The sequence below is a fragment of the Arcticibacterium sp. SM2516 genome (genome assembly GCF_057914865.1).
Genome location: NZ_CP195290.1, coordinates 3,237,703 through 3,252,555, shown reverse-complemented (window position 1 = coordinate 3,252,555; position 14,853 = coordinate 3,237,703). Strand labels below are relative to the sequence as shown.

General features: G+C 36.7%; 21 protein-coding genes. 19 read left to right on the top strand and 2 right to left on the bottom strand.

The features are described 5' to 3' along the window. Positions 1–48: 48 nt before the first annotated feature. Both ACSBFT_RS13490 and ACSBFT_RS13485 read left to right on the top strand, forming a co-directional pair. Entirely contained in the window at positions 49–774 is a 726-nt protein-coding gene (locus ACSBFT_RS13490; RefSeq protein WP_489601031.1) for an SGNH/GDSL hydrolase family protein, read from the top strand. 115 nt (positions 775–889) lie between these two features. Next, positions 890–1,513: a hypothetical protein gene (locus tag ACSBFT_RS13485; RefSeq protein WP_489601030.1), complete on the top strand. Its 624-nt coding sequence runs from the start codon at positions 890–892 to the stop codon at positions 1,511–1,513. A gap of 265 nt (positions 1,514–1,778) precedes the next feature. On the opposite strand, the gene ACSBFT_RS13480 is transcribed toward ACSBFT_RS13485, so the two are convergent. Continuing rightward, positions 1,779–4,211, bottom strand: coding sequence for a TonB-dependent receptor (locus ACSBFT_RS13480; protein WP_489601029.1), 2,433 nt, complete (start codon positions 4,209–4,211; stop codon positions 1,779–1,781). 310 nt (positions 4,212–4,521) lie between these two features. Between ACSBFT_RS13480 and ACSBFT_RS13475 the strand changes: the two genes are divergently transcribed. The 17 genes from ACSBFT_RS13475 to ACSBFT_RS13395 all read left to right on the top strand — a co-directional run bounded on the left by ACSBFT_RS13475 (position 4,522) and on the right by ACSBFT_RS13395 (position 12,800). After that, positions 4,522–4,893: a hypothetical protein gene (locus ACSBFT_RS13475; RefSeq protein ID WP_489601028.1), complete on the top strand. Its 372-nt coding sequence runs from the start codon at positions 4,522–4,524 to the stop codon at positions 4,891–4,893. After that, positions 4,880–5,308 (top strand): helix-turn-helix domain-containing protein, encoded by a 429-nt coding sequence (locus tag ACSBFT_RS13470; protein ID WP_489601027.1) that lies wholly within the window; start codon positions 4,880–4,882, stop codon positions 5,306–5,308. Before ACSBFT_RS13475 ends, ACSBFT_RS13470 begins: the two co-directional genes overlap by 14 nt. A 1-nt stretch (position 5,309) precedes the next feature. After that, positions 5,310–5,759, top strand: coding sequence for a hypothetical protein (locus tag ACSBFT_RS13465; protein WP_489601026.1), 450 nt, complete (start codon positions 5,310–5,312; stop codon positions 5,757–5,759). 192 nt (positions 5,760–5,951) lie between these two features. Beyond that, the gene (locus tag ACSBFT_RS13460; protein WP_489601025.1) at positions 5,952–6,149 is read left to right on the top strand and encodes a hypothetical protein; all 198 of its coding nucleotides are present in this window, start codon (positions 5,952–5,954) and stop codon (positions 6,147–6,149) included. 133 nt (positions 6,150–6,282) lie between these two features. Beyond that, complete coding sequence (locus ACSBFT_RS13455; RefSeq protein WP_489601024.1) at positions 6,283–6,996, top strand: tRNA-uridine aminocarboxypropyltransferase; 714 nt, start codon at positions 6,283–6,285, stop codon at positions 6,994–6,996. Between the two features lie 134 nt (positions 6,997–7,130). Next, entirely contained in the window at positions 7,131–7,379 is a 249-nt protein-coding gene (locus ACSBFT_RS13450) for a hypothetical protein (RefSeq protein WP_489601023.1), read from the top strand. A gap of 106 nt (positions 7,380–7,485) precedes the next feature. After that, positions 7,486–7,683, top strand: a complete 198-nt coding sequence (locus ACSBFT_RS13445; RefSeq protein ID WP_489601022.1) for a hypothetical protein — start codon at positions 7,486–7,488, stop codon at positions 7,681–7,683. A 110-nt stretch (positions 7,684–7,793) separates the two neighbouring features. Beyond that, on the top strand, positions 7,794–8,807 hold the full coding sequence (locus ACSBFT_RS13440; RefSeq protein WP_489601021.1) for a phosphotriesterase family protein: 1,014 nt from the start codon (positions 7,794–7,796) through the stop codon (positions 8,805–8,807). A 53-nt stretch (positions 8,808–8,860) separates the two neighbouring features. Next, complete coding sequence (locus tag ACSBFT_RS13435; RefSeq protein ID WP_489601020.1) at positions 8,861–9,481, top strand: hypothetical protein; 621 nt, start codon at positions 8,861–8,863, stop codon at positions 9,479–9,481. A 250-nt stretch (positions 9,482–9,731) separates the two neighbouring features. Beyond that, positions 9,732–10,139: a DUF3592 domain-containing protein gene (locus ACSBFT_RS13430; RefSeq protein ID WP_489601019.1), complete on the top strand. Its 408-nt coding sequence runs from the start codon at positions 9,732–9,734 to the stop codon at positions 10,137–10,139. A 62-nt stretch (positions 10,140–10,201) separates the two neighbouring features. After that, entirely contained in the window at positions 10,202–10,483 is a 282-nt protein-coding gene (locus ACSBFT_RS13425; protein WP_489601018.1) for a hypothetical protein, read from the top strand. Positions 10,484–10,508: 25 nt separating this feature from the next. Further along, positions 10,509–10,844 carry a DUF4172 domain-containing protein gene (locus tag ACSBFT_RS13420; protein ID WP_489601017.1) on the top strand — a complete coding sequence of 112 codons (336 nt, stop codon included), beginning with the start codon at positions 10,509–10,511 and terminating at the stop codon, positions 10,842–10,844. Positions 10,845–11,049: 205 nt separating this feature from the next. Then, positions 11,050–11,220, top strand: a complete 171-nt coding sequence (locus tag ACSBFT_RS13415; RefSeq protein WP_489601016.1) for a Fic family protein — start codon at positions 11,050–11,052, stop codon at positions 11,218–11,220. Positions 11,221–11,331: 111 nt separating this feature from the next. After that, positions 11,332–11,469, top strand: coding sequence for a hypothetical protein (locus tag ACSBFT_RS13410; protein WP_489601015.1), 138 nt, complete (start codon positions 11,332–11,334; stop codon positions 11,467–11,469). Between the two features lie 18 nt (positions 11,470–11,487). Then, the gene (locus ACSBFT_RS13405) at positions 11,488–11,580 is read left to right on the top strand and encodes a hypothetical protein (protein WP_489604840.1); all 93 of its coding nucleotides are present in this window, start codon (positions 11,488–11,490) and stop codon (positions 11,578–11,580) included. 150 nt (positions 11,581–11,730) lie between these two features. Then, a complete protein-coding gene (locus ACSBFT_RS13400; RefSeq protein WP_489601014.1) occupies positions 11,731–11,913 on the top strand; it encodes a hypothetical protein in 183 nt (60 codons plus the stop codon). A 113-nt stretch (positions 11,914–12,026) separates the two neighbouring features. Continuing rightward, on the top strand, positions 12,027–12,800 hold the full coding sequence (locus ACSBFT_RS13395) for a class I SAM-dependent methyltransferase (RefSeq protein WP_489601013.1): 774 nt from the start codon (positions 12,027–12,029) through the stop codon (positions 12,798–12,800). 226 nt (positions 12,801–13,026) lie between these two features. Here the strand turns inward: ACSBFT_RS13395 and ACSBFT_RS13390 are convergent, their stop codons facing one another. Continuing rightward, positions 13,027–14,814, bottom strand: a complete 1,788-nt coding sequence (locus tag ACSBFT_RS13390) for an LA_2272 family surface repeat-containing protein (protein WP_489601012.1) — start codon at positions 14,812–14,814, stop codon at positions 13,027–13,029. Between the last annotated feature and the right edge of the window lie 39 nt (positions 14,815–14,853).

Here is a 14,853-nt window from a genome sequence, read left to right as displayed (position 1 = left end):
AAACGGCATGAAGGAATTAGAACTATTTTAGCATAAAGAATGATTTTTATGAACAGAAGAACTTTTTTAGCCGCCAATGCTGGCTTATGGGTTTTGCCCAAAATAGTGAAAAACAGCCCAAAACGTTTCCTTTTTATGGGCGATAGCATCACAGATGGCAATAGAGGCAGAAGCGAGGACCCGAATCATATTTTAGGGCATGGTTATGTGTTTAGTATAGCCACGCGGTTGGGTGCTAAGTTTCCTATGAAAGGACTTTCTTTTGTGAATAAGGGAGTTAGCGGCAATACGGTTATGGACCTAGAAAAACGCTGGGATGCCGATGTATTAGTACAACAACCTGAGGTTTTGACAGTTTTAGTAGGCATAAATGATTTCAATAAATATTTAAAGACCAAAGAGATCGCCAATACACCACAGAATTATGCGGAGGTTTATAGGGCATTGCTTCGCAGAACGAAGGAAGCATATCCAGATTTGATGCTGGTTATCATGTCGCCTTTTCTGCTGCCCGTTGGCAATACTTGGGGAGCGGCATATCATACAGCGTTACCGCTTTTTATGGAATATCATGCAGCCTCCAAAGCTTTAGCAGTCGAGTTTGGAGCTACTTTTATAGACCTTCAAAAAGTATTTATGGAGCAAGGAAACAAACCCGATTATGCCTATTGGATTTGGGACGGCATTCACCCCACATACAGCGGGCATGAGCTGCTAACGCAGGCTTGGTTTAAGGCTTTGAAGCCTAAGATTGTGTTTCTTTCTGGGGTTTAGGAGAAAGTGTTTTTTGTGAGTTACCGAATAATCAATTTGTTGTTTTGGAGTCGGTTTTGTTGGTTTAAAACTGTTAAATTGCTTTTGTATCATTCAATGGAAGTAAATTCAAGAAATGGAATTGAAAGACTTTGAAAATAGAAATCTGATTTTTGAAAGTATTTGGAAAACAATAGCTTTAACCATTATCTCAGGACTATTTGTATTGATGGCATTAACGATAAATTTGAGAGTCGATAAGCCTATTATTTTTTGGGCGACATTGTTTCTTTTTGGCTTTGGTTTTTTACATGGACTATTCACACTTTTAAATCCAAAGAATCTGTTTCTAAGACCAGGAAGTAAAATAGCCAAAGAGTATGGGCGACTTGATTTTGAAAGAAGATTCAATGATAACGGAATATTTATATTCACTCAAAATGGTTTTGAAGCTAATTTAGGAAATCAAAATGTTTATTATCAGTGGACTGATGTGGTTTCACTTTTTGGATACAAAAAAGATCTATACACGATAGATAATATCTATTTGGACATTTTTACCAATGATTGTAAAGTATTTACAATTAATGAAGACACCTCAGGATGGTATCAGTTTTTAAAACAATCAAAAGAAAAATTAAATGGAATTCCTGAGAATTGGGAGTTTGAAATAGCTACACCAGTTTTTGAGACTAAATTGACCTTGCTTTACGACAAAAGGAATAGGAGTCAGGATGAGGTGGTTGGAGAATTATATTAAAACGAATAGAAAATAATACCTAACAATTAGAATCTAATTCATCCAAGTAAGCTTTAGTTTCCCCTCAGCAGAGTCCCGCTCACGGTCTCTGCGGCATATATCAGGGATAGAAAGTAGTAAGTAAAAAAGTGTAGAGTCCGCTATGACGAGACTCTTCAATGAAGGGAGAAAATCATTATTCTGTATTATGAAAACGGTTTGGGTGTACACCCAAACCGCTTTTTTGTTGTTACGTATAAAGATATACGTATCCCTCACCTGACTACTAAAAGTAAACCCTATAAACCACATTAGGAAGTAAGGATAAGGGTTCTCCGTAGCCAATGTTGTTTGGTTCGGAATTGTCATAATATTCGTAGAGTTTTGCCTTGGTATTATTGGCATTCAACACATCTATAGAAAACTCGTGGGTGGTTTTCTGCTTGTTTATTTTCAAACTCACCGAGGCGTTTATTTGGAATACATCGTCCAAGCCATTTTGATAAGCTTTGCTGAAATCGTAATAATTGTCGTTTACGGTATCCACGTTTAGATTTCCGGCTTCGTCTCTTAGTAAAGGTATTATTTTTCTGGCACCTGTGTAAAAGAATTTAGCGTTAAAAGCCAGCGTTTTATTCTGCTTTTTACCAAGTTTCAAAAACTCTTTACCGAGTAAGGCATTAAAGGCGTAATTGCCATTAAAACGGGTATTTCTTTCTATGTTTTCTAAAGAAGTGTATTTAGAATTATAGATAGAAGAAGTAAACATATAGTAGAAATTATTGACAAAGAAACGCTCAATAGTAAGCTCCACACCATAATTTTTTCCCGTTCCGGCGTTTACCAAGGCTTTGTCTACAAAAACGTCTGTATCATTAATGGTAGCGTAATAACTGGTGTTATCGTTTTCTACAGGTAGGTCGTATAAACCTTGGTAGTACAGCTCTAGTTTACCCATCAGGCTTTGCGTGATTTTCTTTTCATAACCGAGTACAAAATGATTGGCTTTTAAGAGTTTCAGGTTTTTGTTTGGCTCCGAAATTACACCGTTTTGGTCTTCCACTTTGGCATAATAATTAGAAATGTGCTCCATAGTGCTGTGTTTGCCATAACCCACATTAATAGAAGACGCATTTGGCAGCTGCCATTTCATACTTACACGTGGCTCTAATGAAGATTCGCCCGTTAGTGGCACATAGAAATTATGAAGACCGGACACAAAGGTAATTTTCTCATTCATACGGTATTTCCAGGCTACGTAACTTCTGGCGGTGCTGATGTTTTTATGGAAATCTATGGCGGTAAAGAGTACTTTGCTGTCGTCTACTGGGTATTGCGTTTGGTAGTCGTTGCTGTTTAAAATGTATTTGGTACCTATTTCTATTTTGTTTTTGGCGTTGATTTTTGTACTCAGTTTTACGCCAACTCTTATGCTGCTGTTTTTTAAATTGCCGGTATAGTCGGTGTATTGGTTTGAGGTGGTATCTCTAAGGAAATTACCCTCCAAATCTGTCAATATCCCCGTACTGCTTTCATAGTCGGATTCTTCAATGCCACTGCCCGAATAGGCCACGGTGGTTTCTAAAAACGTGTTATTATTAAAAGGGAAGACATGATTTAGGCCAACCGTGTAGAGGTTGTTTTTATTATCATAAGTGCCATTGGCAGAGCCATCAAAAATCAGGTTTTCTTTAAAATTGTCTTTAAAGTCGTAGGTATAGTCTTCTGTGATGCTGCTTAAACCTCCCATGCCGAAAAGCGAAAACGCTCCAAGTTTTTTGGTGGGTAAATTGATTTTGAAAGCCGCATCTTGGTATTTGGGCACACCGCCAAAATCTACCAAACCAACTCCATCTAATAATGCCAAAGAAGAGTAACGGTAGTTTATCAAATAAGAGCCAGCGTAGCCTTTCTTAAAAGGTCCTTCTAAAGTGGCGTCTATGCCTAAAGCACCTATGCCGAAGGTGTATTCTCTTTTTTCGTTATTTCCTGAGCGAAACTTTACATCAAAAACACCAGAGAGCACATCGCCATATTCGGGTGAAAAAGCTCCTGTGTAAAAATCGGAGTTGGCAAGTAAATTACTGTTCAGTGCACTAATAGGGCCGCCTGTTCCGCCTAATGCTCCAAAGTGGTTTGGATTAGGAATTTCTACGCCTTCTAGTCGCCACTGCACATATTTTGGCGAGTTTCCTCTTACCACGATGTCGTTATTTCCTTCAGGATTTGCAGTAACTCCTGCAAAAGAAGACACCATACGGGCGGGGTCGTTAAAAGAGCCAGCGTAGCGTTGGGTTTCGTCCACGGTTACGGAGCGAGCACTTATTAAAGACATGTCGTTATTTAAATCGCCTTTGTTTTTGGTGGCTTTTACCACCACAGTTTGCATTTCAGTAAGCGACTCTTGCATGGCGAGTTCCAGTACCACCTCTTTGCCAGAAGTAAGGGTAATGTTAGGGATGTTTTTTTCTTCATAACCCACGTAGCTGAGTTTTAGGTTAAACCTGCCCACGGGCAAATCATCAAAACGGAAGTTGCCCTCCACATCTGCCGTGGTGCCTAGTATAGGATTACTGCCAAGAATGACCACATTGGCACCTATGAGCGGAAACTTTCCGTCAATGTCTTTTATGTTTCCACGGAGGGTTTGTGTTAAGTTTTGGGCATGAGATTGTAAGGCCATGCCAGCCAATAGGAGTAATAATTTTAACTTTTTCATGTTTTGTATTTTCAACCTCACCCCAACCCTCTCCAGATGGAGAGGGAGTCTTTTTAGGTTTATGTTTAATAGTTTTTCATTTTCACCTCAGCACCAAGCCGAGATGTGGTTTCAATAGTAAGACAAACAAGAAAGCTTTTACCCCTATGACCGAATAATCAATTTATGATTTGGAGGTGTTTTTATTGGGTGGGAATGGGTATTTTGCGGGTGTGAAAAAAGTAGAGTAACTTTAGAAAGTTATGGTGAAGCCAACTTTTAATTAATAAATTTAGTTATAGCTAAAGTTTTGAGTAAATATTCGTTAATATTGTCCCCGATTGTATCAGGAAACACTAAAATAAAAGTGTTTGAACTATGCAAGAATGGAAAAAGCCTGTTGCAAAATTTTATTGAAGAAATAGAAAAGGATGGGAATTTAATTGATCATTTGGCCGGTGCAATTAGAGTTGTTGAAGATACCGCAAATTTGAATAGGCGACCTAAAACCAAATTTAGGGAGATAAAAGATTCAAAAATCAAGTGTAAAATCTATGAGGCAAAATGTAATTCAATAAGGGTTTATTTATTTCACGAAGAAAAGACAGGACGGGTAATTGTAACTGGAGGTTTTAAAGGAAATCAAGACGAGGATATTAAATCAATCAAAAAAATCGTTAAGGATTATTATGAAAGTAAATAGTAATTTTAGAGAAAGGATTTTATCATCAACCTCTTATTGGGTTGAAGCTATAAATGGGAAACTATATGATGCTATAATTGAATTTATGGGAAGTAACGACATGAAAAGAAAGGATTTAGCTAAGTATCTTAATCTTAGCCCTGGTCGAGTTTCTCAGATATTAAATGATGGAGATATAAATTTCAGTATCGAAAAGGTTGTTGATATTGCTCTTAAGATAAACATGATTCCCTCATTTGATTTATTGGATAAAGCATTGTATTTGAAGAAAGAGCAAGATTCTAATAAATTGTTTCAGTTCCATTATGGTTCTGATTCGAATGATTATTACTCATATGAACCCAAATCGTCAGATAAATGCAAGGTTATTAGACTAGGTGAAATAGGAGAAAATAAGCTTCAAATGACATATTAACATGAAAAGTGAAGAAAAAATTGAATTGGGATTTAAGGTTAATAGAATTAATACCCTAAAGTTATCTTTTGAAGACATAAATGATATCTCTTTTCGGCAACTTCAGGAAGAAGGCGTGCTAGAAATTGGAATAAAAACAGGAATAATAATAAAGGAAGAAGAATCTACAATTTCAATTGATATTGAATCAGACTTGAGAGATTCAAAGAATGATAAAGCTTTTATCAATCATATAGGAAGAACAGTTTTTGGAATAAAAGGTTTAAGTCGTACTAAGAACATTGACAATAAATCTTATAACCTACCAGATGACTTTATTGTTCAATTGTATTCAATTGCATATTCTCATGCTAGAGCTCTTTTGGCTGTAGAACTTAGTCCTACATTCTATAAAGATAAATTTATTTTACCAGTGGTAGATCCTAAGTCATTTATAAAAATAAATAACTAACGAGCCACATAGATCAGCGAAGCTTATAGCTTCGTTGTAGTATTCTTAAACCTCTGGTTTAAAATAAGGTTCTTTAAGTCAAAGGTCTCTGCTGGTGGAAACATTAATTGGGACTAAAGTTTGTTGACAAAAAACTATCTTTGTTAGTATAAAACTTTGGATTATGAATATAGAAACCAAAAATTAGAATTAATGCATCTTTTGCTTCAAACACAGAAAGAAAGTGTTCTAATGAAGGTTAAATCTGTTTTTGAGGAAGAGCAAGTGGACTGGTGGAATGAAATGTCGAAAAGTGAACAAGAAGAAATCAAAACTGGTTTAGCTCAAGCCGATAAAGAAGAATATAAGGCTAACGAAACAGTGATGAAGCGTTTTGACAAATGGCTTTAAAAATCGTTTGGATACCACAATCTGAAAGTGGATTAATCCCTTAGCTGATTCCGCTCTGACTAGAAGCTGCTAGGAGGAAAAACCAATCAACGCTGAACCTTTTCAGAATTAGATAAAAGAAGAAATACTCAATTTGCAAGTAGAAACAAGAACCAATTGTTACCAATGCATGCGAACTTCAAGTTCATGTATTTGTAAACACCTTAAGCCTTTCCAGACTAAGACTCGTTTTATTATTCTTATGCACCCTAAGGAGTACAAAAAAGAAAAAAGCGGAACGGGGCATATGACTAAGCTTCAATTGGAGAATTCAGAAATTATAGTTGGTGTTGATTTTACCAATAACAAACGTGTAAATGAAATACTGAATGAGGAACAAAGTGATTCTTTTTTACTTTATCCGGGGAAAGATAGTTTCAACTTATCGGTAAGGAAAAGTTCAGAAATGATTTCATTTATGGGTGATAAGCCATACATCTTTCTTTTGGATGGTACATGGCCCTGTGCCCGCAAAATGCTTAAACTGAGTAAGAACTTGCAAAAGCTAAAAAGAGTGAGTTTTGATAATAAGATTACATCAAAATTTATTATCAAGCAGCAGCCAGATGCTCTTTGTCTTAGTACCATTGAGTCGGTTTATACGGTCTTAAATTTACTTAAGGAAGGTGGCTTGGAAAATTGCGAGACTAAGGATTTTCTTATTCCTTTTGAAAAAATGATTGAGTATCAAATGGAGTATATGCTAAATCCAAATAATAGGAATTTTCGTTCTACTGCCAACATCGCGATTACTCCTAAGACCAAGTACAAGAAAAACCCTCAAAGAAGTGTTGTTTTTGAGCAGTAAGGTATTTAGATGAATGGAATGAATAGATTGTTCTTAAGTCGCTGGTTTTAAGGATGGCTACGTTTTACGCCTTCCGGATGGTAGTGTAGAATTTTGATTTCATTTTTTGACTATCTTTGGTAAAATTCAAGAATATGGAGAATTTAATAATTAAGCGAACTGGAAAACAGACGTTCCTAAAACTTAACGACGATTGTTTTGGTGAAGAATTCATAGATTCTTTGATTGAGAAATTGACTAGTGAAGCTTTAAGTAAAAAGTCGATTGACTTAAATCCATTGACCAAAGAGGCTATCAGAAAAAGGACGCTTGAAAGTGAGGAGGACTATAAAAAGGGTGATTTCATCACGCAAGAAGAACTAGAACAGAAATCGTTGAATTAAACGATTATTTGGTCAAGTTTTGCATCAAAGCGTCTAGAAGAAATCTATGGCTTTTATAAAAAAGTAGCAGGTGTTAAAGTAGCAAAACAAGTTACTCAAGAGACTTATGAATCCACCAAATAGGCTTAAAGAATATCCGAATTCCGGTCAACTAGAAGAGAATTTGATTTCTATGAAACATGAATATAGGTATTTCGTATCTAGGCATACCGAAGTGATTTATAGAGTCCTTTCTGAAGATTCCATTTTAATAACAGACGCATTTGATACTCGTCAAAATCCGAGTAGGATGATGAATTTGTAATGATGACGGTTCTGGCAAGACCCTGCCGAGGGGAATGCGTATTTTGCCTTTCAAACTATGTTATTTGTCTTAAGGAAGTAATGAATACTCAAATCAAGGAATCTTATATTATGAAAAGTGTAACAGTTAAGCTTTTACTGATACTCAATTTGGTAGTGCTATTATCAGCCTGTCAAAACGGTGAAAAACAAAAACAAATAAACACCGTCCAAGGACCAATTGATGTGTCTGAATTGGGGATGTCCTTAACTCATGAACACATTATGTCAAATTTTGGCAAAGAAATGGATGAGGCGTCAAATTATGATAGCCTTAAATTGTTCAATCAAGTTATCCCATATTTAAAGCATTTAAAATCTTTAAGTGTTCATGCTGTTTTTGACTGTACCACAGCATATTTTGGTAGAAGAGTGGACTTATTAAAAGCGATATCAGATTCCTCAGGAGTTCAAATTATCACCAATACTGGATTTTATGGAGCGGCAGATGACCGATACATTCCAGCCTTTGCCTATGATGCCAGTGCTGAATCTATCTCAGAAATTTGGATTGATGAATTTGAAAATGGAATTAAAGGAACAGCTATTAAACCAGGCTTTATCAAATTAGCTTTTGATGATGGTATGGCACCTTCCATTATTGACAAAAAACTGTTTGAGGCAGGATTGCTTACTCACCTAAGTACAGGCCTGACTTTGGCTGTGCATACTGGGGCAAATATGGAAGCCGTAAAACTACAGACCGAACTTCTTAGCGAATATAACATTCATCCCAGTGCATGGATTTGGACGCATGCTAGCAAGCTTGAAAATGATGAAATATTAATTGAATTTGCATCTAAGGGAGCGTGGATTTCACTGGATGGGGTCAATGAAAACAATACCAACGAGTACCTTAAACGAATCCAGCTTTTTAAAGAGAATAATTTACTGAATAAGGTATTATTATCTCATGACGGTAATGCTTTTCGGAATGGCGGTGGTATGAAAAAATTTGAGGCCATTTTTGAAAACTTAATTCCAGAAATGCGTAAAAATGGATTTACAGAAGAGGATATCAATCAAATTATGGTAAGTAATCCGAAAGAAGCTTTTGGTATTAAAATAAGAAGAACCAACAATTAGGCTCTCTTGCAGGTTTTCGCTTTGGCGATACTCTACCAAATAAATACATTCAAATGAAAATGAATTCAGTTTTAGTACTATTAGTGGTACTATTATTTGGCCATAATACATTTGCGGATTCGCCACTAACTTCCATAGAATTTAGTAAGGCATATCAGGATGTGAAGATTGTTCAGTTGGCCTCAAAAACGGATGGTAAGTTGACTAAGGAATTGATGACGTATTTAGTCAAAAGTGAAAATCCTTTGGAAGTCAAAATAGCCTTAATCAATAAATTAGGTTGGGATTTTGACGGTAAGGACAATTCAAACGTATTTTATCAATATCTAAAAGGAAAATACAAATTTGGTGATAAAGAAGAATTTCTTGAGAAATCTAGCGGTGATTTGCTAATTTGTATGGCTTATTTAAAAGCTTTGGATAACTATTTTGACGTCAATGAATCATTGGTTTATGCCAGAAAAGCAAAATCAAAGAATAGTAAGAGTTATACGGTCAATATAATTGCGGCCATTATTGAGGCTCAAAAAGTATTGGACTCAGATTGGTGTAAGGTTTATAAGATTACGAATGATGTTCGTAGAAACGATTCTTTAGTTAAAGATATGAAAGCTAATGCAGTTGCCTTGGTTTTTGAATACATGGATTTGTATAAAGCTGATTGCAAAGAATAAATTGAATTTTCTCCGAAGTGCCCGATCTGCGAAGCTTACTCCTAAGGCGGATAAATGTAGCTTCGTTGAAGTGTTCTCAAACCTTCGGTTTGAATGCGGCCAAAAACGCTGCAGTATTCATGTGGGAGGAAATAAAATATATAGAAAGCTATAAAATAAGTGCAGACTCGTTCCGGCAAGATTCTCAGAAAAGGAAAGAGAAATCTAAGCTTGAAAAACCGAACGGTCTTTTATAGAAAACAAAATGAAGATGATGGAGTATTTGTATAATGGTTTGTTATTGGCTTCGCTGGTGTTGTTTTATTTTGCGTATTCGCAATTCGCCCAAACCCAGCGATTAATAAATGACGGCGTAAAAACTAGAGCGGAGGTAGTAGATTTAATTCCTATTCGTGGAGATAATGGCTACAGCTATAAACCCGTTTATGAATTTACCGATAGGTTAGGGGCTAAAGTTTCATTTGTAAGTGATGTAGCTTCAAAGCCAGCACCTTACCAAGTGGGCGATTATGTGAATATTTTATATGCCAAAGATGGTGAAGTAAGAAAAGTGGTTTCTTTTTGGGGCTTATACCGGTACACCATATTGCTCTTATGTTTTGCCTTCCCTCTCCTGATTATTGGCGGAGGTTATTTTTTATATGCTAGAGGTTTGTGACGTGTTAATTGTATAGGGTAGGTAATTTTGAATTTAAAGAGCCCACAAACCGCTGGTTTAAAATGAGTCATAATCACCGTAGTACCTCCTTTAGCAGATTCTCACTTGCTGACACTGCGGCATTCATGGGTGGAAATAAAAAAGTGCAGCGTACACTTTGGCGAGACGAAGCTAGTGGTGAAAGGAGGAAGCTTAGACTGATATTATTACAGCGTTTACTTTTGCCTATCATTTTATGTTCTTATCTGGTAAAGGCATGCTGTATTATGCATTTTCTTCAAATCTTCACCAGCCTTCTGGCTTATAAATATGGCCAATATGACTCACTATTTTCGGGGAAATGATTTATAAATCTAAAAGATATAACTCATGAAGTGGGTTTGGGAACTAAAAGATTGGCCAATGTTCACCTATGATTCGGAGGTGCTGAAGACTTATGAGTCTAAGTTTTTTCAGAATTCCAGGTTGGTTATGGGCATAAAGCACATGGGCGATGGCGATTTGGAAACCATACGAGTGGATATATTAAGTGATGAAGCTTTTACCACTTCTCACATAGAAGGGGAGGTGCTTGACCGAAACTCGGTGCAGTCTTCTATAAGGAAACATCTAGGCTTAAAGACCGAAAATAGAAAGGTTAAGGCCAATAAATATGGTGTGTCTGAAATGATGGTGGATTTATATCGGAAATATGGCAAAGAATAGAACCATGAAATGCTTTACGGCTGGCATAACATGCTTATGAATGGTTGCCGAGATTTAGAAGGCTATAGGACGCATTCAGACCTATACAGATAGTGGCGGGTAATTATCAGTCAAATCGCGTGTTATTTGAGGCACCGCCGTAAAACTGGTAGTGTAAAAACATGGACGACTTCAAGTTTGGTATAAAGGAGCTAGTAAGCTACCTGTGTTAGTTCATGCCGGAATAGCACATTTGTATTTTGAGATAATACATCCTTATGAAGATGGAAACGGAAGAATAGGAAGAGCACTGGCAGAGAAAGTATTGTCGGAGAGAATGGGTAGACCGAGTTTGGTGGCCATAGCTCACACAATAGAAGTAAACCGAAAGGCATAATACGGGACTTTACATAAGAGCAATCATAGCTTAGACATAACTAAATGGCTCGTATTTTTCTCTGAAATCATCTTAGAAGCACAGGCGTTTATACTTAGTTTGATAGATTTTGTGATAGCCAAAACTAAATTCTTTGAAAAGCATAAAAGCATACTTAATGAAAGACAAAAGAAGGCCGTACTCAGGATGTTTAAAGAAGGCGTAGATGGTTTTCAAGGTGGTTTAAGTGCCGAACTATATGCGTATTAAGGTGCTTCGAGAGCCACCATCAGGCGTGATTTAGCCAATTTGGTAGAAAAAACTGTTTTTAAGAAAACTGGCGAACTGAAGTCTAGTAGGTATTTTTTGAATTTGAACTAGCGTATAATTAAAACCATACGTTAGCCTTTTGAATTACACCCCTTATTAGATATCCTCACGCCAAATTTATATTCAAATGGAGTATATAGGTTTGGGTCATTACGCTAGAAGTCTCTTCTGTTTTGAAAGTTTAGGATTGGTAAAAAAGAGATGTTCAGTAAAAAAGTGCATGACTTTGACAGGAAAACGGACTGGGAAGAGATTCTAATAGCATTATCGTTAAGCTCGCTTTCCCGCTCTTGGAACATTGCACATGATGTTCTGATAGAAAAAGTAGTAGACCGCTTTAACTTTCTAGCACAAAGGTTATTAATACTATCTGCTAGCCTTTGACCCTGTATTGATTCCGTTCTGAAGAGCTTCAAAATATATCACTACTTGTTTCTCTTCCTTGAAACTGTCTTAACATTTAACCGCTTTTTTTATAAACAAAGTGTTTCACCTGAGTGATTAAGATTTTATATTTATGTCTTTATAGGCATTACTTGTTGAAGAAATGCAACAACCAGTTGGTAATAAACGTATCCATGATATTTGATTTTTTTGAGTCCAAGCGAAATGAAATTGTTGCTGGCCAATTGCGGAGACCTCACGGCATTTTTGCCAAACGAGTAGGGAACGTAATGAACAAAACCAATAGATTTATACATGATTTCACTATACAGACTCTTAAACTAGAAGACGGCGAAAGAGTTCTTGAAATAGGATTCGGTAACGGCAAATTTTTTAACGATGTTTTTAAAGTGGCTAAAAACCTCCACGTTTCTGGGTTGGAGTATTCATCACAGATGGTAAAGGGAGCAAAACGGAAAAATGCTGAAACTGTAAAATCAGGCAAGCTCGACTTAGTTTGCGGGGATAGCGGAAAAATGCCATTTGAAGATAACACATTCGATAAAATCTATTGTGTTAATGTCATTTATTTCTGGGATTTGCCATCAATTCATTTGAAAGAGGTGCTGAGGGTATTAAAACCCGGTGGTAAGTTTTATGCAGGCTTTAGGGCTAAAAAGTTTTTTAGCTTAATTCCTTTGACTGAATACGGATTTAATATTTATGATCAACAAGATTGGCGGACTCAATTAGAATTGAATGGTTTGAAGTTTTTTTTATCGTCTCGGACAATCGAACCGGAGATGCTAATTTATGGTAAAAAATACAGGCTAGATTCCTATTGTGTTGCCGGTCAGAAACCTATACTAAATGAGGATGGTGTTTAGGGTAAAATTATTTTTCTAGCAATTGAGCATATTTGCAATATCTAAATAAGACTACGTATGCCCCAATGCGTTTTTTTTGGGCGAAACTATTTTCCTTGGATGTGTAATTGAGGTTTAACAAAGAAACTAGGGGGTAAGCATATTGATTTGGGTAAAAATCTTCAATTTGTCTTTCTAGAACGAAGGTCTCAAATGTTATCTTATGAGAGATGATTTCCCCAATAAACTACACCCCCTTATTACATATTCTCAGGCCAAACTTATACCCAAACCAAGTATAGAGGTTAGAATCGTAGCCAAAGAAGTCACCTCTGGTTTCTGACACTAGGAATTTTGGGTTGGAGAAAGTGAGGTCGTCATTTCTGCTTGCTAAGAAGTTTAAGGATGGGGCGGCGAAGAGAGCGATGTATTTCGTGATTTTAAACTCTAGTCCAAAACTGGCCCTAAACTGTTGGTTTAAGTAATCTACGTCGTCAAAGTTTTCTGGGATATAGGCCATGCCTATGAAGTCTAAATTGGAGCTGAATCTTTTACCATATTTCCATGAGGTTCCCAATCCATAACCTAGGCCAAATAATTCTTTATCCTCTTTGCCATAGTTAAATGCGGTGGTGAAAATATTATAAAAACTCTTGGTTCCGGTTTTAAAACTGATTTCGGTGGCGTTTAGGTCAGAGGCTGCTAGCTCTATTCTTCTGTATCCATTTTTATGAACATAGGTGAAAAAACCAATCGGGGTTCCTTTTGCATCATGAGAAAAGTTAAACACACCTATTTGCGAACCAACAAGCCTAGTGGCATAGTTAAAAGGAGCAATCTGAACGCCCTTAAAAGTGCCTAAAGTAACGTTGGCCCCACCAGTAGCATTAAACCCACTGGCGTCTTTAAGATTAAGATTAAGTGAACCACTGCTTATGAATCCGTCGGCATCGCCTATGTTTATGTTTACAGCTCCGGCTATTTGTGCACCGGTAGTTTTATGGCCTACCACATTTAGAACTCCAGCTATTTGGACACCAGTCATGTCTTTTCTGATGATATTTGCTACCGAGCCAATCTCTAGTTTGCTTACGCTTCCCGTGTATCCTGCTATCACATTGAAAGAGAAATCATTCGCCACAAAGGGGCTAAGCTTTTGGTTGGTGCCAATAAATGGCAAAATAGAAATCTGGTAAGGTTTGTAAAGGCTGTCGTTAATGTTATTTCTGTGAAGTGCCTGTTTGGTACTTAGAAACCAATCTACAAATTGCTCTTTGCCGCTTTTATAAGTTTTATCTACAAAAGCCAGTTGGTCTTTAATGTCAATATCTACCGCTAATCTTTTTGTTTCAGGTTGGGGAACAGGCACAGGCTGCGGTTTCGCTATTTCTGGAAATTCAGTTTTAGGAAGGCTGTCTTTCTTTATGCTTCGTAATTCTATTTGAGCAATGTTAGCGGTAAGCTGTTTTTGTATAAGCTCTTTGTCTAAATCCACATTCATTTTGATATCCGTTCTTTCAAAAACGTTTACCAATGCTGTGCTATATGCCTCTTTTGAAAAGCGGAGGTCTATGTCTTTCTGGTTTCTGGGTAGTTTTATTTTGTAATAACCATAACGGTTAGATAGGGCAGAAGCCAGTGTTAGAGGCTCGTAAATACTGGCGTTGATTATCTTTTCACCCGTTTCTGCATCTTCAATGTAGCCCATTACGAAAAAGTCTTTTTTTTCCTGCGGTTTCGTTTTTTGAAGAATGACATATTTCCCTTTGGTGCGTATCTCAATCTCATGGCCTAAAATGTCTGTCAGTATGTTCTGCACACTATTAGCGGTAGCTTGATAGTTTATTTTCCGACCAGTATCAACATGATTAGCATTATAAGAGAACTGTAAATCTGCTTTGGTTTCAATGCTTTTTAATGCGTCTTCTAAGGGAATGCTTATAAAATTAACAGAAATACGTTTTGATAGCACATCGCTCTGGCCAAAGGCCATCTGGCAAAAAAGAACGGCGAAAATAAGTATTAGCTTTTTCATTAATTTGTGTTGCTCCCGACATATATCACGGAAGTTTAT